This window comes from Subsaxibacter sp. CAU 1640 (assembly GCF_023156585.1).
Classification (GTDB): domain Bacteria; phylum Bacteroidota; class Bacteroidia; order Flavobacteriales; family Flavobacteriaceae; genus JBPOFM01.
Window position 1 is genome coordinate 24,450 of the sequence record NZ_JALNMI010000005.1, and the last position, 23,235, is coordinate 47,684.

Annotated in this window: 18 protein-coding genes; 12 read left to right on the forward strand and 6 right to left on the reverse strand. The window is 36.3% G+C overall.

Translation table 11 applies throughout. The features are described from left to right. Window positions 1–135 precede the first annotated feature (135 nt). The 3 genes from M0G43_RS12415 to M0G43_RS12425 are packed head-to-tail and all read left to right on the forward strand — an operon-like array spanning window position 136 to window position 5,595. Window positions 136–1,203: an efflux RND transporter periplasmic adaptor subunit gene (locus M0G43_RS12415; protein ID WP_248026887.1), complete on the forward strand. Its 1,068-nt coding sequence runs from the start codon at window positions 136–138 to the stop codon at window positions 1,201–1,203. Beyond that, on the forward strand, window positions 1,203–4,292 hold the full coding sequence (locus M0G43_RS12420; protein ID WP_248026888.1) for an efflux RND transporter permease subunit: 3,090 nt from the start codon (window positions 1,203–1,205) through the stop codon (window positions 4,290–4,292). The genes M0G43_RS12415 and M0G43_RS12420 overlap by 1 nt, the downstream gene beginning before the upstream one ends. Further along, window positions 4,279–5,595 (forward strand): TolC family protein, encoded by a 1,317-nt coding sequence (locus M0G43_RS12425; protein ID WP_411039871.1) that lies wholly within the window; start codon window positions 4,279–4,281, stop codon window positions 5,593–5,595. Before M0G43_RS12420 ends, M0G43_RS12425 begins: the two co-directional genes overlap by 14 nt. 4 nt (window positions 5,596–5,599) lie before the next feature. On the opposite strand, the gene M0G43_RS12430 is transcribed toward M0G43_RS12425, so the two are convergent. After that, the gene (locus M0G43_RS12430) at window positions 5,600–7,597 is read right to left on the reverse strand and encodes a protein-disulfide reductase DsbD family protein (RefSeq protein ID WP_248026890.1); all 1,998 of its coding nucleotides are present in this window, start codon (window positions 7,595–7,597) and stop codon (window positions 5,600–5,602) included. 146 nt (window positions 7,598–7,743) lie between these two features. Continuing rightward, the gene (locus M0G43_RS12435) at window positions 7,744–7,896 is read right to left on the reverse strand and encodes an SsrA-binding protein (protein ID WP_248026892.1); all 153 of its coding nucleotides are present in this window, start codon (window positions 7,894–7,896) and stop codon (window positions 7,744–7,746) included. Between the two features lie 119 nt (window positions 7,897–8,015). On the opposite strand from M0G43_RS12435, the gene M0G43_RS12440 reads away from it, so the two are divergent. Then, a complete protein-coding gene (locus M0G43_RS12440) occupies window positions 8,016–9,992 on the forward strand; it encodes an endonuclease (RefSeq protein ID WP_248026894.1) in 1,977 nt (658 codons plus the stop codon). A 69-nt stretch (window positions 9,993–10,061) separates the two neighbouring features. On the opposite strand, the gene M0G43_RS12445 is transcribed toward M0G43_RS12440, so the two are convergent. Together M0G43_RS12445 and M0G43_RS12450 are read right to left on the reverse strand one after the other, a co-directional pair. Then, on the reverse strand, window positions 10,062–11,774 hold the full coding sequence (locus tag M0G43_RS12445) for a M56 family metallopeptidase (RefSeq protein ID WP_248026896.1): 1,713 nt from the start codon (window positions 11,772–11,774) through the stop codon (window positions 10,062–10,064). Window position 11,775: 1 nt separating this feature from the next. After that, complete coding sequence (locus tag M0G43_RS12450; protein ID WP_248026898.1) at window positions 11,776–12,135, reverse strand: BlaI/MecI/CopY family transcriptional regulator; 360 nt, start codon at window positions 12,133–12,135, stop codon at window positions 11,776–11,778. Between the two features lie 132 nt (window positions 12,136–12,267). Here M0G43_RS12450 and M0G43_RS12455 point away from each other — a divergent pair, with 132 nt between their 5' ends. Next, window positions 12,268–13,221 carry a calcium/sodium antiporter gene (locus M0G43_RS12455; protein ID WP_248026900.1) on the forward strand — a complete coding sequence of 318 codons (954 nt, stop codon included), beginning with the start codon at window positions 12,268–12,270 and terminating at the stop codon, window positions 13,219–13,221. Between the two features lie 57 nt (window positions 13,222–13,278). On the opposite strand, the gene M0G43_RS12460 is transcribed toward M0G43_RS12455, so the two are convergent. After that, complete coding sequence (locus tag M0G43_RS12460; protein ID WP_248026902.1) at window positions 13,279–14,295, reverse strand: glutamine synthetase beta-grasp domain-containing protein; 1,017 nt, start codon at window positions 14,293–14,295, stop codon at window positions 13,279–13,281. Between the two features lie 181 nt (window positions 14,296–14,476). Here M0G43_RS12460 and M0G43_RS12465 point away from each other — a divergent pair, with 181 nt between their 5' ends. The 5 genes from M0G43_RS12465 to M0G43_RS12485 all read left to right on the forward strand — a co-directional run bounded on the left by M0G43_RS12465 (window position 14,477) and on the right by M0G43_RS12485 (window position 20,176). Beyond that, entirely contained in the window at window positions 14,477–16,663 is a 2,187-nt protein-coding gene (locus M0G43_RS12465; RefSeq protein ID WP_248026904.1) for a glutamine synthetase III, read from the forward strand. Window positions 16,664–16,896: 233 nt separating this feature from the next. Further along, window positions 16,897–17,034 carry a hypothetical protein gene (locus M0G43_RS12470; protein ID WP_248026906.1) on the forward strand — a complete coding sequence of 46 codons (138 nt, stop codon included), beginning with the start codon at window positions 16,897–16,899 and terminating at the stop codon, window positions 17,032–17,034. Window positions 17,035–17,320: 286 nt separating this feature from the next. Then, window positions 17,321–17,953: a Curli production assembly/transport component CsgG gene (locus M0G43_RS12475; protein WP_248026907.1), complete on the forward strand. Its 633-nt coding sequence runs from the start codon at window positions 17,321–17,323 to the stop codon at window positions 17,951–17,953. A gap of 35 nt (window positions 17,954–17,988) precedes the next feature. After that, window positions 17,989–19,167 (forward strand): AIR synthase related protein, encoded by a 1,179-nt coding sequence (locus M0G43_RS12480; protein ID WP_248026909.1) that lies wholly within the window; start codon window positions 17,989–17,991, stop codon window positions 19,165–19,167. A gap of 31 nt (window positions 19,168–19,198) precedes the next feature. After that, window positions 19,199–20,176, forward strand: a complete 978-nt coding sequence (locus tag M0G43_RS12485) for a DUF3078 domain-containing protein (protein ID WP_248026911.1) — start codon at window positions 19,199–19,201, stop codon at window positions 20,174–20,176. A 6-nt stretch (window positions 20,177–20,182) separates the two neighbouring features. On the opposite strand, the gene M0G43_RS12490 is transcribed toward M0G43_RS12485, so the two are convergent. Then, the gene (locus M0G43_RS12490) at window positions 20,183–20,842 is read right to left on the reverse strand and encodes an ATP-binding cassette domain-containing protein (RefSeq protein WP_248026913.1); all 660 of its coding nucleotides are present in this window, start codon (window positions 20,840–20,842) and stop codon (window positions 20,183–20,185) included. Window positions 20,843–21,284: 442 nt separating this feature from the next. Between M0G43_RS12490 and prfA the strand changes: the two genes are divergently transcribed. Both prfA and pyrF read left to right on the forward strand, forming a co-directional pair. After that, window positions 21,285–22,361 carry a peptide chain release factor 1 gene (gene prfA, locus M0G43_RS12495; RefSeq protein ID WP_248026915.1) on the forward strand — a complete coding sequence of 359 codons (1,077 nt, stop codon included), beginning with the start codon at window positions 21,285–21,287 and terminating at the stop codon, window positions 22,359–22,361. A gap of 36 nt (window positions 22,362–22,397) precedes the next feature. Continuing rightward, window positions 22,398–23,222, forward strand: coding sequence for an orotidine-5'-phosphate decarboxylase (gene pyrF / locus M0G43_RS12500; RefSeq protein ID WP_248026916.1), 825 nt, complete (start codon window positions 22,398–22,400; stop codon window positions 23,220–23,222). The last annotated feature ends 13 nt before the right edge of the window (window positions 23,223–23,235 follow it).

Below are 23,235 nucleotides of genomic sequence, written 5' to 3' on the forward strand. Positions count from 1 at the left end.
TAACAATTGTCTAATCCAGAAGGATTAGGGAAATTCTGTTAAATAAAATTTAACTTCTAGAGTATTTTCGCCTTTTCAAGTTAGATTTGTTTTGCTCAAAAATTATTTCATTCTAATGTTGAATTCCATCACTCAATGAAGAAAAGATATATACTCTATTTTATTATCGTCGGAGGTTTAACGGCCTTAATTATCCATAGAGTACTTGCCAACAAGAAAATCAATGATAAAGGAAGCGACAAAAAAATGAATGTTGCAATGTCTGTTCAAGGAATGGTTCTCAAACCTGAAACCTTTGAAGATAATCTATCATTGTCAGGAAGTTTGGAAGCCAATGAAGAAATTGATATCCGAAGTGAAATTTCTGGAGTTGTGGAGAGCATTAATTTTGAAGAAGGTGCAAAGGTTTCCATAGGACAAGTTTTGTTTAGAGTTAATGGTATAGAACTTCAGGCCCAATTGTCAAAAGCAAAAACTGCACAACAATTGGCATCTGAAAATCAAAGAAGAGCAAAATTATTACTGGAAAAACAAGCTATCAGTCAAGAGGAGTACGATATTTCGAATGCAGATTTTGAATCTGCAAAAGCAGAGTCGCAATTGATTGCTGCACAGCTATCCAAAACTACAGTGAGAGCACCATTTTCCGGTACTATCGGGTTGCGTTCCATTTCCAAGGGAACTTATGTCACGCCTACTACTCCTATTGCAAAACTTGTGAATACAAATCAATTAAAAATTACATTTTCCATCCCAGAGAAATATGCGTCTCAAATGAAAGTAGGAAATGAACTGACATTTACTACTTCTGATTCAAAAGAGGAATATCAGGCTAAAATTTACGCCATAGAACCACAAGTAGATGTAGCTACTCGAACTTTGAAAATGAGAGCCATTGCTGAAAACAAAGAAGGGAAATTGTATCCTGGTACTTTCGCCAATGTGCAGTTGCCTCTTGAAACGATGAATGACGCTCTGTTGGTGCCGACTGAATCATTGATACCTATTCAAAATGGTAAAGTGATTTTTGTTTCTGAAGATGGAAAAGCAAAACAAGTTGAGGTCGAAACTGGCACTAGGACTGATAGTATGGTTCGTGTGCTTTCAGGCATTAAGGCTGGCGATACGATTTTGACATCAGGTGTGATGTCGCTCAAAAATGGCACAGCTGTCAAAGTCAACCTTAACAATAGTTCTAACTGATGAGTTTATCTACCTTAAGCATCAGGCGTCCAGTACTCACTATTGTGATGAATTTGGCAATTATGCTGTTCGGAATTATCGGTTTTACTTATTTGGGTGTAAGGGAGTTTCCTTCTATCGACCCAGCCCAAATTTCCGTAAGCACTAATTATTCAGGAGCGAACTCTGATATCATCGAGTCACAAATCACTGAACCACTTGAAAAAGCGATTAATGGTATCGATGGAATTCGAAATATCACCTCTTCGAGTAACCAAGGTTCTAGTAGAATCAATATTGAATTCAATCTAGACAAAGACCTTGAAGAAGCCGCAAATGATGTAAGGGATAAAGTTTCTCAAGCTGTTCGTAGTCTGCCGCAAGATATCGATGCGCCACCAGTAGTTTCGAAGGCTGATGCTGATTCTCGCGCTATCATTTCTATGACCGTTCAAAGTGATAACAAGAATATTCTGGAGTTAACGGACTATGCAGACAATGTGCTTTCTCAACGTTTGCAGACCATTCCAGGAGTGAGTAGTGTTCAGATTTGGGGACAGCGCAAATACGCTATGCGGCTTTGGATAGACCCGGTGAAATTGGCATCATATGGTGTGACGGTTGCGGAAGTGAGAGAAGCCTTGTTGTCTCAAAATGTGGAATTGCCATCAGGGAAATTGACTGGTGCCAATACCGAATTGACGGTAAAAACTATTGGAAACTTATCAACTCAAGAAGAATTCAATAATATCATCATTTTTACGGATGATGAAAAAGTGGTTCGTTTTAGTGATGTGGGAAATGCCACTTTGGAAGCCGAAAATATGGAAACAAAGTTGAGTGATTCTGGTCAACCTATGGTGGCAATGGCAATTGTACCACAGCCAGGAGCCAATTATGTTGCCATTGCAGATGCTTTTTATGAAGAGTTCGAAAAACTCAAAAAGGATTTGCCAAAAGATTTCAAATTGAATGTCGTCATCGATGACACATTGTTCGTGAAAAAAGCCATTACAGAAGTGGTTGAAACATTGGCGATTTCTATTATTTTGGTGATTTTGGTCATCTATTTCTTCTTTCGAAATTGGTCGATGGCATTACGACCATTGATTGATATTCCAGTGTCGCTGATTGCTACATTCTTCATTATGTGGATGTTTGGTTTTTCCATTAATGTATTGACCTTGTTGGCGATTGTGTTAGCCACAGGTTTAGTTGTGGATGATGGTATTGTGGTCACGGAAAACATTTATAAAAAAGTTGAGGAAGGAATGACGCCTATTGAGGCAGCCATCAAAGGCTCCAACGAAATTTTCTTTGCAGTTATTTCTATTTCCATCACATTGGCAGCTGTTTTTCTTCCAGTCATTTTTCTTGAAGGCTTCGTTGGAAGACTGTTTAGGGAATTCGGTATTGTCATTGGTGCAGCTGTCCTTATTTCAGCATTCGTATCCTTGTCCTTAACGCCAATGTTGAATGCATATCTGATGAAACCAGGCAAGCAAAAGCATTCAAAATTCTATGAAGTGACCGAGCGCTATTTTGTAAAAATGAATACAGCCTATTCAAATTCACTTCAGAATTTTATGAAGAAGAAGTGGTTGAGTTTTCCCATTCTTTTAGGGTGTATTTTAATGATTGTATTGTTTTTCAATCTGCTTCAGAAGGAAACGGCACCTTATGACGATAGAAGCTATATTCGAGTGAATGTGACTGCTCCGGAAGGCGCATCCTATGATTATATGGATCGTTTTATGAACGAAATCACCGATTTAATCAATGATTCCATTCCAGAAAAAAAGGTGAGTTTAATCATCACGTCCCCAGGATTTGGTTCAGCTTCTGTCAATAGTGGTCGTGCTATTATTTCGTTGGTTGAACCGAGCGAGCGCGAACGTTCACAAAAGGAAATTGCAGAAGATTTAACGCGTTGGACCAAAAAATTTGAGAATGCACGTTCCAGTGTTTCAGAATCTCCAACTATCGCTGTCAATAGAAGGGGAGGAATGCCTATTCAATATATCATTCAGGCACCGAATTTTGAGAAATTGAAAGAAAAGATTCCGGAGTTTATGGAAGAGGCAGAGAATCATCCAGTTTTTGCCAATACGGATGTCGATTTGAAGTTCAACAAACCAGAAATTTATGTGACGATTGATAGGGAAAAAGCTAAAACATTAGGGGTTTCGGTATTGGATGTTGCGCAAACATTACAATTGTCCTTAAGTGGTCAGCGTTTTGGATACTTTATGATGAATGGTAAGCAATATCAAGTCATAGGTCAATTTGATAAAAAAGATAGAGATGCTCCAATGGATTTAAAATCGATGTTTGTTAAAAATGATAGAGGAGAATTGATTCAAATGGATAATCTCGTAACTACCGAAGAGCAAAGCAGTCCACCGCAATTATATCACAACAATCGTTATATGTCTGCAACCGTTGCGGCTAGTTTGGCGCCAGGAATGAGCATTAACGACGGCATAGATGCAATGGAGTCGATTAAGGAAAAAGTCTTGGACGATTCCTTTACTACAGATTTGGGAGGAGAATCTCGAGATTTTGTAGAGAGTAGCTCTAATACGATGTTTGCCTTTGGATTGGCTTTACTGCTGATTTTCTTGATTCTTGCGGCGCAATTTGAAAGTTTCATCGACCCATTTGTAATTATTTTGACGGTTCCTATGGCTGTGGCTGGAGCATTATTTTCACTATGGCTCTTCGGACAGACGTGGAATATTTTCAGTCAAATTGGTACCATTATGCTCATCGGGCTGGTTACCAAAAACGGAATTTTAATAGTAGAGTTTGCAAATCAACTTCGAGAGGAAGGAATGCCTAAATATGAAGCTATTATGAAAGCATCAGAGTCAAGATTAAGACCAATTCTTATGACGAGCTTAACCATCGCTTTAGGTGCGTTGCCAATTGCTTTATCTCTTGGAGCGGCATCCACCAGTCGTATTGGAATGGGTGTGGTTATCATCGGAGGAACGATGTTTGCGTTGATTTTGACCTTATTTATCATTCCTGCAATTTATATGATGTGGTCTCGCGAGAAAAAGCACATTCCAGAATTCGATAAAATAGATAGTTATGAAAAGGCATAGGTTTCTTTCTATCCATATTAGTGTCTTTTTGATGTGCTTTAATCTTCATATGAAGGGTCAAGAATTATTGACATTGGAAGAAGCTGTTCAGGTTGCTTTGGAAAACAACTACGAAATTCGATTGGCAACAAATGATTTAAAAATTGATGAAACATCCGTCAGTCCTGGTCTCGCTGGAATGTTGCCAAGGGTTGTTGCATCTGCCACTAAAAATAATAGTACTCAAAACATTTCACAAGTACGTTCTGATGGTACGTTGAGAGAGCTCGATAATGCCAGAAATAACAATCTCAATTATGGTGTCAATCTAGATTGGACAATTTTTGATGGCTTAAGTATGTTTGCGCGTTATGACCAATTGAAAGAGCTCGAGAAACTTGGCGAAGCCGAATTGCAAAGTACGATTCTCAACCGTGTAAGCGATGTGATGAATGTGTATTTTGATTTGGTACAGCAGCAGCAGCAATTGATAGCGTTGGATAGTAGTTTGGTGATTTCGCAGCAAAGAGTTGAATTGGCTGATAATCGATTCAGTATAGGAAAAGCCTCAAAACTGGAAGTGCTAAATGCACAAGTCGATTTAAATACTGACAGAACCTTGTACATTCGACAGAATGAATTATTTGCCAACACTAAAATACGATTGAACGAAATTTTGGCTCGTGATACAAAAATCGATTTTAAGGTTGAAGATGAGATGTTGATAAGTGAAAACCTGCTGCTTGCTGATTTGGAACGTCTTGCGCAAGAGCAGAATCCAGAATTGCAGATGCAACTCATCAATAAGCGTATTGCAGAATTGGAATTGAAGGAAATCAAAGGCAATCGTTTTCCTGTTATTTCTGCTAATACTGGTTATAACTTCAGCGAATCAGAGAACAGTTTGGGCTTTACCACACAGAACAATGCACAAGGTTGGAACTATGGTTTCACGGCAAGTATCGATATTTTTAACGGTTCCAATCAAAATAGAAACGAGAAAATTGCTAAAATCCAATTGGAGAATTCTACCATCGCGATTGAACAACAAACACAAACACTGAAGTCGCAATTGGCATCAGCATTTCAGACCTATTTGTCAAATATGAGTTTGATAGAATTGGAAACCAATAATGAAGAAATTGCAAAGGAAAACCTAGATATTACACTTGCCAAGTATAGAATAGGAACCATTCCAACCATTGAATTCAGGACTGCCCAACTTAATTATATCAATGCACAATTGAGATTGAGCAATGCCAAATACGAAGCGAAACTGTCTGAAATCGCCTTAAAGCAATTGGCTGGGAATTTATCTTTGTGATATATTAATTTTTGAAATTTTCGATTCCTAATTTCAACCATTCATAATACTCATCAGCATCAGGAGTATATCCAACTGGTTCAATAAGGTTTTGTTCGTCGTGGCTCATCAATACATAAAAAGGTTGTGTATTGGTTTTATATCGAATAGTTTGAAATTCGCTCCATTTTTGACCGATGTATTTCAATTTTTTTCCTGGTTTCAATTGAGATTCAACAACGTCATCTTCCTCAAGCGGACGCTTATCATCCACATATAAAGAAATCAAAACCACCTCGTTTTTAAGGATATTCAAAACTTGGTCCTCAACCCAAACATTCTGCTCCATTTTTCTGCAGTTAACGCAAGCCCAACCTGTAAAATCAATCATTACAGGTTTTCCAACTTCTTTCGCGTAAGCTAAACCTTTATCATAATCATTGAATGCCAAAATTTGATGAGGTGCCAATAGATGTGCGCCTTCAGGAAGTTCTTCGTGTTCACTTCCAATAATTCCGCCTCCCACTTTAGAATTACCAACACCATAAGGAGATTCAGCATAATCAAGTGGAGGAGGGAAAGCACTAATTAGATTTAGAGGTGCACCCCAAAGTCCCGGAATCATATAAACTGTGAAAGACAGTACTAATAGACCCAAACTCAATCGGCCAACAGAAATATGAGTTAGAGGTGAGTCGTGAGGCAATTTGATTTTTCCAAATAGATATAAAGCCAAAGTTCCGAAAATGGCAATCCAAATGGCAATAAAGACTTCTCTTTCCAATATGTGTAATTGCAATACCAAATCTGCTTGCGACAAGAATTTAAAGGCAAGAGCCAATTCCAAAAATCCTAGAAATACTTTTACCGTATTGAGCCATCCACCAGATTTTGGTAGAGAATTGAGCCATCCTGGAAATGCTGCAAATAAAGCAAAGGGCAATGCGATTGCTAATGAAAACCCCAACATTCCTATTATTGGAGCGATACCACCTTTAGAGGCTGCTTCAACCAGCAAAGTTCCAACAATTGGTCCAGTGCAAGAAAACGAAACGATCGCCAAGGCCAAGGCCATAAAAAAGATGCCAATCATTCCGCCTTTATCAGCTTGCTGGTCTACTTTATTTGCCCATTTATTTGGTAGCATAATTTCAAATGCACCCAAAAATGAAAATGCAAATACCAAAAGTAACAAGAAGAAAATAAGATTGAACCAAACATTCGTTGCAAGTGCATTTAGTGCATCAGCACCAAAAATTGCAGTGACTGCTGTGCCGAGCAATACGTAAATAATGATGATGCAAATCCCATAAATAATTGCATTTCGAATTCCGACAGCCTTATTTTTACTCTGCTTGGTGAAAAAACTTACTGTCATTGGAATCATTGGAAAAACGCAAGGCGTCAATAATGCAGCAAAACCTGATAGAAAAGCGATGATAAAGATGGTCCAAAGACCTTTTTCTTCAGTTTTTTTTTCCTCCTTTTTGATGTCCTTAACAACTTCTTTTTCTGGTTTTTGAAAATCAATGGCACCAAACGAGCCTTCATTTTTTTCAACCACTTTTGCATTAGAAAGGTCGAACTCTAAATCTACATAAGTTGGAGCAAGGCATCTTTCATCATCACATACCATAAACTCAACCTCACCTTTTATGATAGAGAGTTCTTTGTTTAATACTTTAATTCTTTGTCTAAAATCTGCCTTTTTCTCAAAGAACTTTATTTTCATTTGAAAAACAGGGTCATCAACTGTTTTTCCATTTTCTTCGGCAACGGAGTCGATTAACTCATATTTGTCATTGGATGTAAATGAGAATAACGTCGGGATCGGTCCATTGTCCGGGACATTTTGAGAATATAGATGCCAACCCTTATCTATGGTGGCTGTACTTATCAAGGTGTATTCGGTGTCAGAATTTTTTTCTACGGAAGTTATCCATTTTACAGGTTTCAAAACTTGTGATTGAACCGAAAAAAAAGAACAAAACACTATAAGTAAAGCAGCTATTTTAAGTTTCATTAGTTAGTATGGGTAATTAAAAATGTTGCACAATCGCAAAAATACGATATTTAATGAGAGCTTAAAAATCCTTATAAACTTGAAATAATAGCGTTAAGAGGATGCTAAAATTTGGTGCTTAATATAATGAAGAATATGATGATCATTTAATCAAGAGCATTTTTTGTAACATAAGAGCGCCAACCGATGATGGCCAATTGGAATTTTGAAGCTTTTGATAAATCCAATTGTCGCTTGGTATAGCTTGGTAAAACAGCTTTATTGAGTTTTGCCAAAAATTTAAAAAATGCTTTTTTCATAGTCGAGAAACATTGATGTAAAGTTAGCTAATTAACCTCAAACTGTTAAATTGATGATTTAATAAAGTCTAAAATAAGGGATGTTGAGTCACTTCCGTATCTTTGGAAAAAATAGAAATATGAATAGAATAATTACTTTTTTAATCATTGTCTTCGTTACGCAACTCGGTTTTGGGCAAATTTTGCGCATCAATGAGTTGGATTGCGATACGCCAGGCACTGATGACAAAGAATTCGTAGAATTAAAATCTCAAACGCCAAATTTCCCTTTAGATGGTTATGTTGTTGTGTTCTTCAATGGTTCAACTTCTGGAGGCAATATGAGTTATTTGGCTTTGGACCTTGATGGTTATGAGACTGACATCAATGGTCTTTTGTTGATTGGAAGTACAACTGTTTCACCGTTTCCACAATACATTATTCCTCAAAATGTGATACAAAATGGAGCAGATGCAGTGGCTATTTATCAAGCAGATGAAATCGATTTTGAAGAACCTGTCTTGGCATATGTTGATGAGACATTGATTGATGTAATGCTTTATCAAACAAACGATAGTGACGGACAAGGATTGTTGACAATTTTTTCTGAATTTGACCCTACTATTACAATTCTCAATGAAGGTGCAGGAAATAACACTAATTCCATTCAACTTGATAATGGAAATAATGATATGGGTTATTTGGTACAGGCGCCGACACCACGTCGGTTGAACGACGGAAGTGGTGTGGTTTTGAACGGAATTTTGATGACACTTTCACAAACGATGTACAATGAAGGTGAGAGTTTTGATATCGTTTTTACATCAGAGCAAAATGTTACAGAAGACTTGAATTTCACATTGAATTTGAACAATGGTACTTTTGATGCGTCTGACTTTACGGGAAATACTTCCATAACAATTCCAAACGGTTCAAATACAGCAACAACAACGATTACATTAGTAGATGATACGTTGGATGAAGGCGATGAAGAAATGGTCATTAGAGTAACTGGTTTGCCACCAACATTTTCTGCCCTCAACAATAATCTTCGCATCAGAGCTGTGGATAATGATTTTACCGTGGCATCTTTCGGTACGCCTATCAATCCAACATACGGAATAGTTGAAAGCACACAACCTGATGGTTATTACGATAGTTTAGAAGGATTTGCTGATAATGCTTTGAGGCAAGGTATTCAGAGCATTATTGCTGAAGAAGGTGTGGTAAGGGCGCAAACTTATGCGGACATTGTGGATATTTTAAAAGAGGCTGACCAAAATCCAGAAAACAGCAACCAAGTTTGGTTGGTCTATAAGGAAATAGGAAGAGCAAAGCTGGATTATCAAACAACATCGAGCAATATTGGCAAATGGAACAGAGAACACACCTATCCGCGTTCGAGAGGTGGATTTAACAATATTGAAGCTGACGATATTGCTGATGGCAGAGACATTTTTTGGAACACTACAGCCGACTCTTTGCGACACGGAAATTCTGATGCCCACGCGTTGAGAGCTGTTGATGGACCAGAGAATAGCTCACGAGGCAACCAACATTATGGTCAGTATAATGGCCCAATGGGAACACTCGGCGGATTCAAAGGCGATGTTGCTAGAAGTGTTCTTTATATGGAATTGCGCTATAACGGATTACAGGTTGTAAACGGTTTTCCTGAAGGTACGGTTGGTCAGTTGGGAGATTTAGCGACACTTTTGGATTGGCACCGTAACGATCCACCTGATGATTTTGAAATGAATCGTAACAATGTGGTTTACACTTGGCAATTCAACAGAAATCCACTGATTGACCATCCTGATTTGGTAGAATATATTTGGGGAACGAATGTAGGAGATCCTTGGAATCCAAACCTGAATGTCGATGAGGTAAATGATTTGGCGGTCAAGATATTTCCAAATCCAAGTAATGGTACGATAAACTTTTTAGGAATTCGCAACAATACATTCGTAGACATTTTTTCTACAGACGGAAGAAAATTATCAAGCTTCAATTTGGAGGGAGATAGATCTATTGATTTAAATCTAAAAAGTGGTCTATATCTGATGCAAATCTCTTCGGAAGGAAAAATTATCTCAAAGAAATTAATCATCAATTGAATGAAAACTTAATGAAATAAAAAAGCCCAAATCCTTAATAGAATTTGGGCTTTTTCGTTTGGTTGGTTGTTAATTTTTCTTCGATGTTATTTCAATAACACCATCTTTGGCTTTCTTGCCGTGTTTTTCAATTGCTTTATCACCTTTCAAAACATTGACACTTTCAATATTTTTAGGGTCAATCGCTTCCATATCCTTTTTTGAAATTTCCTTTCCATCCAAGAAAATTAAAGGTTGGTCGTCTCCACTGGTGAAAACTTTGAAATTTTTGTTGTCATTTTCTACTGTAATGATTTCAACATCTTCGCCATCATCGTTGGTCCACACAATATTTTTTACGTCTTTTTTAATCCATACAGTGTCTTTTTTATTCTTTTTGATGAAAACCACTTCATCTTCAGAATCAGAACTGTTTTTTGTGGAGCCAGATTTAATGACGTACACCTTTTTCTCTGTTTTTACTTCGTGCTCTTCACCATCTTTTCCCACCACAATCACTTCCTTTTTAACTTCTACTTCATCTTCGTCATCAGTAGAATATACAAAAACGTTACTGTTTGAACCTGTTCCAGAAGTTTTTACCTTTTTCTCTCCATCTTCAGTTATGATTTCAAAGCTTTGACTTAAATTTTTCGTCGCTTGCGCCACTGAAAGCTCGTTTTCATTAACATTGAGTGTAATGGCTATGTCCTTGATGGGTTCGTCAGAATTCACATAAAACTCTCCCGATTTTTTGTTGTAATCATAAGCGATTTTAATACCGATAATCTCTTTACTTGAGTTTCTCGTCACTTTTTTAAAGTCGATCTTCACATCCTTTTCAGCCATTTTTTCTTGGATGGACTCCAATTGGTTGTCCTTCGTAGTTTTGGTAACAACATACTTTATGATGTTTTGTCCTATAAGAACTTTTTCAGTTTCTTTTTTTGGAGTTTGGGCAATAGTTTTTGTGTTAAAATTGAAAACAAATAAAGTCAGCAAAGGAAACACCAAAGCATACTTTAATGCATTTATTCTGTTGGATTTGGATTTGTGTAACATAACGATTCGTTTTTTAATTAATGAATTATAGAAATTATTGGTCATCGCCAATTGATGACTGGGAATACTTGTTTTTAGTAATAGGTGCTGATAGCTTTTCTCGCAAGGCGCTACGTGTTGTGCTTCATTATCTGCAATAAATTCAAGATTTTGAAGCATCGATTTTTTGTAAAACCAAACGATTGGGTTAAACCATAGCAAAGCGCATACCAATTGTGAAAGGATGACATCGAGAGAGTGCCATTGGTTGACGTGTACTTTCTCGTGTTTTAATATAAGTTTGAGTTCATTCTCACTAAACATTGAAGGATTATAAACGATCCAATTGAAGAATGAAAAAGGTGCTACTTCCTTATCCGTCTTAATGTAAGTGTATGAACTTTTAATTGATGGATACTTCTGAAGTGTAATGAACAACGAAACCAGTTCAAAAACCATTTTTATAACAAAGAAGAGCAATCCGATTAAGTAAACAATGCTTATTAACTGCATATAATCAAAACTGGCGGTTGTAACACTATTTGACTCTGTAATTGTGGATGTTGAAGCCATATTCAGGAACATCACAGGCTCATATTCTACGTATACAATTCTCGGAAACAATGGAAGAATGATGGAAGTGATGATTCCTAAAAACAAAAACCATCTGTTACTTGTAAAAAATGTCTCTCGTTGCAAAAACAATCTGTAGCATATATAAAATATGACCAATACAGCCGAAGATTTTAGAAAATAGTCCATATTACTTCTTGTTTTCTATTAATGCGATAATCTCTTTCAGGTCGTCTACACTTATTTTTTCTTCCTTTGCAAAAAATGACACTACATTTTTATAAGAGCTGTTGAAATAATTTTCGATAGCAGTATTCATAAAGCGCTTTTTATAAGCTTCTTTAGAAATAATAGGGAAGTATTGGTGTGTTTTGCCATAAGCTGTGTAACTGACATATCCTTTTTCTTCAAGATTTCTGATGATAGTAGATAGTGTATTATAATGAGGTTTTTCATCCTCCATTTCAGCCAACACATCTTTGACAAACGCTTTTTCAAGCTTCCAAAGAATATGCATAATTTCTTCCTCCTTATTGGTCAGTTTTTGCATATCATTCATTTTAGACAGTCAAACATATAACTATTTTTGTAGTTATACAACTACATAAATCGTTATTTAACTAAAATTTAAGTTTTCGGCATTAAATAAAATGAAATGGTATCTTCACCAAAAAATTAGATTATGAGCTTACTTTGGGTCATTTTAGGATTGATTTTGTTGGTTGTGGGAGGAGAGTTTTTGGTACGTTCGTCAGTCGCACTGTCTTTTAAATTTAACATCTCAAAATTAGTCATAGGTATGACTGTGGTGTCATTTGCGACTTCAGCACCAGAACTTTTGGTGAGTTTGCAGGCCGCTCTTGATGGCTCGTCAGATATTGCTCTTGGTAATGTAATAGGTTCAAATATTGCGAACATTGGATTGGTTTTGGGTGTGACGGCATTGATTTCTCCCTTGGGAATTGACAAAAATTTCTACAAGCTTAATTGGCCTATGATGATGTTACTCTCCGTAGTAATGTATTTTATCTTGGAGAGTGGTGATGTTCTCGACTTTAAAGAAGGTTTGGCATTGTTTTTAGCCTTGATTGTATTTCTTTATGTTTTAATCAAACGTTCCAAATCTGAACCAGAGACTCATATCGAGGATCTAGATGATGATCTAAAAATAACTTCAAATTTTAAAATCATTATTTGGCTTCTGATAGGTGCTTCTGCACTTTATTTTGGAAGTGAATGGTTAGTGAGAGGCGCAAAGGAAATGGCGATTTCTTTAGGTGTGAGTGAACGTGTCATTTCCATTACAATGGTTGCCGTTGGTACGAGTGTTCCAGAACTTGCAGCTTCTGTAATTGCAGCGCTTAAGAAAGAAAAGGCTATTTCATTAGGTAACTTGATTGGTTCCAACGTTTTTAACATTGCATCAGTTTTGGGGTTGACAGCAATGATTCAGCCTATCTACGTAAACAACCCAAATATCTTGACGAATGATATTTTTTGGATGATGGGCTTTGCAGCAATCCTATTACCTTTTGTGTTTCTTCCCAAAAAATTTGAAATAGGAAGAATCAAAGGATTTATTTTAATAGCAGCCTACGTAGCTTTTGTTGTTTTGGCTTTCACTGGAGAAAATTAAAAAACGCCTGCAATCATAAAGATAGCAAGCGTTTGTTTTATAAGTGAGCGTGTTTGTTTAAGCTTTGGCAGACTTTACAGTTTTAATAATACGACTGGCAATCTTGTAAGGGTCACCATTAGATGCAGGTCGTCTATCTTCTAGCCAACCTTTCCAGCCTCGTTCTACAGTGATGATAGGAATTCTAATAGAAGCTCCACGATCAGAAACACCATAGCTAAAATCGTGTATCGAAGCCGTTTCGTGTTTGCCGGTCAAACGTTGATCATTAAATTCACCATAAACTTCAATATGTTCTTTCACGACCGGTCTAAACGCTTCACAGATTTTTTCAAATACTTCTCTTGATCCACAAGTTCTCAATGTACTGTTCGAAAAATTTGCGTGCATTCCAGAACCATTCCAATCCATATCTTTTCCTAATGGTTTTGGATGGTATTCAATATAATAACCATAATCTTCGGTCAATCTGTCAAGCATATATCGAGCTACCCATAATTCGTCACCAGCTTGTTTGGCACTTTTGGCAAATAATTGAAATTCCCATTGTCCGCAAGCAACTTCCTGGTTGATACCTTCAAAATTCAATCCTGCGGCAATGCACATATCTGCGTGACGCTCAACCAATTCTCTTCCGTGTGTATTTTTTCCTCCTACAGAGCAATAGTACAGGCCTTGAGGTGCTGGATATCCACCTATTGGGAAACCCAATGGCAATAAGGTTTGATTGTCCATAATAAAATATTCCTGCTCAAAACCAAACCAAAAATCATTATCATCATCATCTATAGTGGCTCTTCCATTTGAAGCGTGTGGCGTTCCATCAGGGTTCAAAACTTCATTCATAACGAGATAACCATTTTCGCGAGCTGGATCTGGATAGATCGCGACAGGCTTTAACAAACAATCTGAAGAACCACCTTCTGCTTGACGCGTAGAACTTCCATCGAAAGACCAAATAGGACAGTCTTCCAGTTTTCCACTAAAATTCTCTTCAATTTTAGTTTTGCTTCTCATATTTTGGGTAGGAAAGTAACCATCCAACCAAATGTACTCTAATTTTGACCTGCTCATATTTTAAGGTTTAGTTTAACATCGCAAATATTATCAATTTCCAAATCAGGTCAAAAAAAATAGGGGTATTTTAGATAAAATGTTATTAACAGACGTTTATACCCCAAAAAATATAGGGATAATTTAGTTTTGGGTGTATTAAATTGTATTTTTGCAGAATTAAATTAATAAAAATAAGAATATGTCAACTTTACGTTTTCACGCAATTAAAGAATCACTTAATCATAAACCAATTCATATCGATGAAAATGAACGTCGCTCTGTAATTTTTGGTTCAAATGTTTTTAATGAGGCAACGATGCGTCAATATTTGACCAAAGAGGCTTATAAAAGTGTAATGGATGCCAATCAATTCGGTACCAAGATAGACCGAATCGTGGCAGACCATATCTCAACCGGAATGAAAGAATGGGCTATTTCTAAAGGTGCAACCCACTACACGCACTGGTTTCAACCTTTGACTGGTGCCACTGCAGAAAAACACGATGCGTTTTTTGAAACAATTGGTAATGGATTGGCAATAGAAAAATTTGGAGGAAGTCAATTGGTGCAGCAAGAACCTGATGCTTCAAGTTTTCCAAATGGAGGTATTCGAAATACCTTTGAGGCGAGAGGTTATACCGCTTGGGATCCAACATCTCCAGCATTTATTTATGGTACGACCTTATGTATTCCAACAGTTTTTGTGGCTTATACAGGTGAAGCATTGGATTATAAAACACCTTTGTTGAGAGCTTTGCAAGCTGTTGATTCTGCTGCAGTGGATGTTTGCAAATATTTTGATAAGAATGTCAAAAAAGTGAATGCTTCTTTAGGTTGGGAACAAGAATATTTTTTGATTGACAGTGCATTGGCTAATTCTAGACCTGACATTGTATTGACAGGCCGTACATTGCTTGGACACTCTCCTGCGAAGGGTCAACAACTGGATGATCATTATTTTGGTTCAATTCCAAGTAGAGCGTTGGCTTATATGAGAGACTTGGAGACAGAATGTATGTTGCTGGGAATTCCTGTTAAAACACGACATAATGAGGTAGCACCAAATCAATTTGAGTTAGCACCTATATATGACGAAGCTAATTTGGCTGTTGACCATAACTCCTTGTTGATGGATGTGATGGATAAAATTGCCGATAGACATAATTTCAAGGTGTTGTTTCACGAAAAACCATTTGCGGGCGTGAATGGGTCTGGTAAACACAATAACTGGAGTTTGGGTACTGATACTGGTGTCAATTTGTTGGGTCCAGGGAAAACACCGATGAGCAATCTTCAGTTTTTGACTTTTTTCATCAATACTATTAAGGCGGTTAATGACAATGAAGAATTGTTAAGGGCAGCTATTGCTTCTGCCAGTAACGATCATCGTTTGGGAGCCAATGAGGCACCTCCAGCAATTATTTCAGTGTTTATTGGAGAGCAGTTGACAAATGTGCTTAACGAATTGGAAAACGTTACTTCGGGTAAATTATCTCCAGAAGAAAAAACAGATCTAAAATTGAATGTTGTTGGTAAAATTCCAGATGTTTTGTTGGATAATACTGATAGAAACCGAACATCCCCTTTTGCATTTACAGGAAATAAATTTGAATTTAGAGCTGTGGGTTCAAAATCCAATTGTGCGAATGCTATGACGGTTTTAAACTCAATCGTTGCGAAGCAATTGATAGACTTTAAAAAAGAAGTGGATACGCTTGTTGAGAAAAAAGATATGAAGAAGGATGATGCTATTTTCAATATTTTGAGAGAGTATATCAAAAAATCGAAAAACATTCTTTTTGAAGGCAATGGTTATGGTGATGAATGGCACAAAGAAGCCAAAAAACGAGGTTTGAGCAATAACAAAACAACTCCAGAGGCATTAAAAGCAAAGGTTTCAAAAAAGGCATTATCTCTTTTTGAAGAATTAGGAGTGATGAACAAGGTCGAGTCTGAAGCACGATACGAAATAGAGATGGAAGAATATGTGTTGCGCATACAGATTGAAGGCAGAGTTTTGGGCGATATTGCACGTAATCACATCGTTCCTACGGCTGTCAAATATCAAAACATCTTGATAAAGAACGTTAAAGGTTTGAAGGAAATCTATGGCGCTGATTTCAAGAAATATGCAAAGGAACAATTGATTCTCATTCAGGAAATTTCAGAACATATTGAATCAATTAATTCCAATGTTACGAAGTTGATCAATGAGCGTAAAAAAGCCAATACTGTTGATGATATTAGTAAGAAAGCTTTGGATTATTGCAACAAAGTTAAACCTGTTTTTGATGATATTCGTTACCATTGTGACAAGTTAGAATTATTGGTTGACGATGAGCTTTGGCCATTGACAAAATATAGAGAGTTGTTATTTACTCGATAATCTCACCAATATTTAATTCAAAAAGTCTCTATTTTATAGAGACTTTTTTAATGACTATGCAAAATCCTCAATAAAACCTACGTAGTTTTACGTATATAACAAAGTGAAATCTTGTATTTCGTCAAGAGAATAATACAACTAGTCGAAAAGTTAAAAATTAGAAGGCTGCTCAAATATCTGCGGAAGGTTAATTTATTACATTTGTAGTGCTATTAATCAATACTCTATTTAAAATGAAAAAGTTACTTCTTAGCCTTGCGGCTTTGGCTTTTGCGACTATGCTATTCTCAATGCAGAATACTAAAATCGCTAAAGATAAAGTATCGCATGATACAGTGGCTAACAAAGTGGACAAAGTGTTTCAGGCTTAAGAATGATTTTTGACCGTTTACATTAGTTTTTGGAAAGTCACTATATCATTTGATGTTAAGTCCCGAAAACTCAAAAAGACAAAAGAATTTTATATCCTTTTGTCTTTTTTTATATAATGAAAATTAAAAATTGTTAAAAAATCAATCGACTGATAACTAATTTGTTATATTGTCGAGCTTTTCCCCAAAGATGAACATTGATTTTTTATTTAGTTGTTGGTTATAATATGTTTAATTAACGATAAAATTGATGATAGCAAACGGCTTAATAAGCAAAATTGTCGCCTTGGTCTTTATTATATTTTTTCACTTCGACTTGAGCGCTCAAAAAGCTACCAATTATACAAGAAAAAAGAAAATTGAATTTTATGAATTGAGAGGCACCAATGCTTTTGACGCAGGTGCTGGAACTTCAATTCTCAATGGCGATCTTGTTGATCCGATATTTGAAATTTATTTTCATTTAGGTTATAAGAGATATTTATTCCCTCATTTAAACCTCAATGTGAGTTACAATAAATTTAATTTAGCTTATAAAGATGTTTATAATGAAGGTTTTATGTCATTTGATGCCAATTTGGAGTCTACTTTAATGCCTCATCATAGGTTTTCGCCGTTTGTATTTGCTGGAGCAGGTTATAACGCAGCAAATTACTTTGAACAAACAGCTATGAAAATTCAAGGAGGAGGTGGCATAGAATATATGTTGGTAGAAGGTTTTGGTCTAAAGCTATATACCGATTACAATTATGTATTGAGTGATGAACTTGATGGGCTAATTGCAGGTGCTTCAGATGATACTTACTTTAGAATTGGCTTTGGTTTCAACTATTATTTTGGGGGTGAAAAAAAGAAAAATAGAATTTTGAAAGACCAGCCTTCTATCATTAATTCCAATCAAATTTTACTAGATAACTAGTTTACTATTCCTATTTTTGCAAAATAACTCCAGTTATGAGCGAAAATATAAGCAATCGTTATGCGCAACGAGGCGTTTCTGCTTCAAAAGAAGATGTCCACAACGCTATAAAGAATATTGACAAGGGCCTATTTCCTAAAGCATTTTGTAAAATCGTTCCCGACTATTTAACAAATGATGATGATTATTGTTTGATAATGCATGCCGATGGTGCAGGTACTAAATCGTCTTTGGCTTATATGTATTGGAAAGAAACGGGAGACATTTCTGTATGGAAAGGGATTGCCCAAGATGCGCTCATTATGAACATCGATGATTTGCTATGTGTTGGTGCAACGGATAGTATTATGTTGTCTTCGACCATCGGAAGAAATAAAAATTTGATTCCAGGCGAAGTGATTTCTGCAATTATCAATGGTACTGAAGAATTAATATCCGAGTTAAAAGAATATGGCGTAACAATTCATTCAACAGGTGGCGAAACTGCTGACGTGGGTGATTTGGTAAGAACAATTATTGTTGATTCTACAGTGACCGCGCGAATGAAACGAAGTGATGTCATTGATAATTCCAATATCAGAGAAGGTGACGTTATCGTAGGATTATCGTCATCAGGTCAAGCTACTTACGAAAAGAAATATAATGGAGGTATGGGAAGCAACGGTTTAACTTCTGCAAGGCATGATGTTTTCAACAATTACCTTGCTGAAAAATTTCCAGAAAGCTACGATGCTTCGGTACCTAAAGAGTTAGTTTATTCTGGAAATGTAAAATTAACTGATAGTGTTGATGGTTCTCCTATTGACGCTGGTAAGCTAGTATTGTCACCTACAAGAACTTATGCGCCAATCATCAAAAAAATAATGTCAAAATACAATTCAAAAGACATACATGGTATGGTGCATTGCAGTGGAGGAGCTCAAACTAAAATCCTTCATTTTATTGATAATTTGCACATCGTAAAAGATAATATGTTGCCGATTCCACCGTTGTTTAGACTGATTCAGGAACAATCGAATACAGATTGGAAGGAAATGTATCAAGTTTTCAATTGTGGACATCGTATGGAACTGTACGTGTCGCAATCTGTTGCGGAAGATATTATTTCCATTTCTGAATCATTTAACGTTCAAGCTCAAATTATAGGCAGGGTTGAGGCATCGAACCAAAAGAAATTGACCATCAAAAGTGAGTTTGGAACATTTGAATATTAAATAGATTTCAATCTTTTCAACCATCAATTTTATGAGATTTCTTTTTATTGCTACTCTTTTATTTTCTTTCCAACTCTCAAATAGTCAAATTTTTCAAATGCCGAATGCAAATGGTTATATGTTGCGTGTAAAGGCGGCTGATACTATACCGAAATGGGATTTAAAGCACAGAGTAGGTTTGGATATCAATGAAGTGACGTTTGTGAATTGGAATGCTGGAGGCAGTAACTCCATTTCTGCATTAATGGGCATCAGATCAGAACTCAATTACAAATACGGACTATTTAAATGGAAGAGCCAGGCTATTGTGAATTATGGAATAAATAAGCAACAAGAACAAGAGCTGCGCAAAACTAGTGATGAATTGGAACTGATATCAACAGTTGGTTTTCAAAAAGACAGCGAAAGCAATTGGTTTTTCTCTTCTCGATTTAATTTTAAGACCCAATTCACAAATGGCTATAATTATCCTAATCGTTCTACACCTATATCTAGGTTTATGGCACCAGGTTATTTATTCATTGGAGGCGGAGTTGAGTATGGAAAAAACATAGATAAATTTTCCACATATTTCTCACCACTGACGTTTAAATCTACATTTGTTTTGGATAAAGATTTATCAAACGCTGGATCTTTTGGGGTTAGAAAGGCTGTGGTAGATAGTGAAGGAAACATCATTAAACAAGGCGAGAGAGTAAGAACCGAAATAGGAATGCTATTGACCAACGAATTCGAAACTAAAGTTTTTGATAATGTTTTAGTTAGAAATAGGGCAAGTTTCTATTCGGATTATATCAACAGCTTCGGGAATATTGACGTAGACTGGGAGGTAATTTTTAATTTTAAGGTGAATCAATACGTAAAAGCAACATTGGGTTCACATGTAAGGTATGATAACGATGTAAAAACATTTGCCGAAGTTGAAAATGAAGAAGAGGAACTAGTGATGGAAGGTGCAAAGATACAATGGAAACAACTTTTGGGAATAGGAGTTGTGGTCGATTTCTAATTCATCTTAAAAAGGATTAGACTTCAGATACCCATAATTTTCAAGTTCTACAAAATTTTTAATTTGATGTGTAGCACCATTTTTTAAAAGGTACAATTCTTCAGAAATATCACAAACATCTTTATAATAATGATCAGTAATGATGATTATTTTTGACTGTTTCTCTTGCTCAATTAACTTTTTGATGTTTTCTATATATATAGGTGCAATGTGCGAAAACGGTTCATCAAGCAAAACAATTTCCTTTGTCATTTTTAACATTAAAAAGATTTCCAAAACTCTTTGTTCACCTCCCGAAAGTGTTTTAACATTTTTATTCCAATAGATCGCAAAAGATTCAAAAAAGTCAGTAAATTCAGTAAAATCTACTTTTAATAATTTAAAAAGGGTTTTGAGTTTGATGTTTTTTGGCGCCAATTTATGTTGAGGCAATAAATTCACAACAGTCTCTAAATAAAGAGGTTTTGTCACAATCCTTCCATCCAATCGTAAGGATTTGTATTTAGGTTGAAGTGATCCAAAAATGATGGATAACAGACAGCTTTTTCCGCAGCCATTACTTCCAAGGATTCCAGTGACTTTGCCAGTTTCGGCTTTAAGATAAATTCCGTTGAGAATTGTTCTATTCGAAAAACTTAATTCGACACTGTCAATCTCTAAAATCATATAAACTCTTGCATTATGAATATAAATATAATGGTTATAATGACGTCTATGATGAATAGGGATGCAAATAATCGAAGGTTCGAAATACCTAAATTTTTATAAAAGATGAGTTTCTGCTGTCCATTTGTTTCATTAATGAAATAATATAAAAACAAGGTCAATATTAGCTTTGAAAAGATAGCGGTGGCAAGGTTTGGTCCAAAAATAACATTCAGGATATTAACGGCAAAAGACCATACGGCAAATGGTTTGTAAAAAAGTAATATGGCCTCAAAGCGTTGCAACATAAGTTGAGAACGTGAATTATTCACAATTATTTTGAATTATGGGATTGTTCAATAAATCAGTAATCCTGATCAAAACTCCATTTTGGAGAGAAACGATGACTATTGATTCTTTCAAAGAAATAATCGTATTTTTGCAGCACAATTTAAACGCATAAATGTTAGATAAATTAAATATAGTAAAGCAACGTTTCGATGAGGTGAATGATTTAATTATTCAACCCAATGTCATCAGCGACCAAAAACGTTACATCGCTCTCAACAAAGAATATAAAGAGTTGAAAGTTTTGGTTGATAAACGCGATGAATACAAAACATTGTTGGATAACCTGAAGGAAGCAGAAGACATTATCAAAGAAGGTGGCGATGCAGAAATGGTGGAAATGGCGAAAATGCAGTATGAGGAAGCCGAAGAAGCCATTCCTAAAATTGAGGAGGAAATCAAATTTTTGTTGATTCCCAAAAACCCTGAAGATGCGAAGAATGCTGTGGTCGAACTTCGTGCAGGTACAGGTGGTGATGAAGCAAGTATTTTTGCTGGAGATTTATATAGAATGTACACCAAATATTGCGAAAGCAAAGGCTGGAAAGTTGAGGTCGTAGATTTCAACGAAGGAACGTCTGGAGGTTTCAAGGAGATGATTTTTGAAGTAAATGGTGAAGATGTGTACGGAACCTTGAAGTTTGAAGCAGGTGTACACCGTGTACAGCGTGTACCTCAAACGGAAACTCAAGGACGTGTGCATACCAGTGCAGCAACAGTAATTGTGTTGCCGGAAGCGGAAGAATTTGATGTCGAACTGGATATGGCCGATGTTCGTATCGAGCGCACTACATCTACAGGTCCTGGTGGTCAGAGTGTCAACACGACCTATTCTGCCATCAAATTACACCACGAACCTACAGGGATGATTGTAAGTTGCCAAGACCAAAAGTCATCACACAAAAATCTTGAAAAAGCATTAAAAGTATTACGTTCAAGGTTGTATGAGTTAGAGCTTGAAAAGAAACTCGCTGCCGATTCAGAAAAGCGTAAAAGTATGGTGTCAACAGGCGACCGAAGTGCGAAAATCAGAACCTATAACTATTCGCAAGGGCGTGTCACAGACCATCGTATTGGACTGACCTTGTATGATTTGGCGAACATTATGAATGGCGATATTCAAAAAATTATTGACGAATTAATGTTGGCAGAAAATACCGAATTGTTAAAAGCAAACACCGATATCATTTAAACAATCAGGCCTCTTTTGAGGCTTTTTTTATAACTTATGACTACAAAACAACTCATCAGTCAAATCAAGAAAAAGAAATCTTTTTTATGCATCGGTTTGGATGTCGATTTAGAGAAAATCCCACCGCATCTATTAAATGAAGAGGATCCGATGTTTGCGTTCAATAAAGAAATTATTGATGCCACACATCACTTGGCAGTCGCCTACAAACCGAATATCGCTTTTTACGAAGCACAAGGTTTGGCTGGTTGGAAAGCTTTGGAAAAAACAATAATGTACCTTAATGTGATGCATCCAGAGATTTTTACCATTGCAGATGCCAAGAGAGGCGATATCGGCAATACCAGCAGTATGTATGCCAAAGCCTTCCTGCAAGATTTGGATTTTGACAGTGTTACAGTGGCGCCTTATATGGGTAAAGATTCTGTGGAACCTTTTCTTGTGTTTAAGAACAAGCATACCATTTTGTTGGCTTTGACGTCCAACGAAGGTGCTTTCGATTTTCAAACCAAACGTGTCAATAGAAACTTTTTATATCGTGAAGTCATCAAGACCTCCAAAACCTGGAAGAACTCCAAAAACCTTATGTATGTTGTGGGAGCTACGAAAGCCAGCTATTTGAAACAGGTGCGAAAACTGATTCCAGATAGTTTTCTTTTGGTGCCTGGTGTAGGTGCGCAAGGCGGAAGTTTGAAAGATGTTTGTAAGTATGGTATGACCAAGAATATAGGGTTATTGGTCAACTCTTCTCGAGGGATTATCTATGCGTCCAGTAAAGAGGATTTTGCACAAGCTGCAGCTTCAAAAGCAGGAGAATTACAGAAAGAAATGGCGATTTTATTGACCAAAAAGTCTAAATAATGCCTTCTGATGA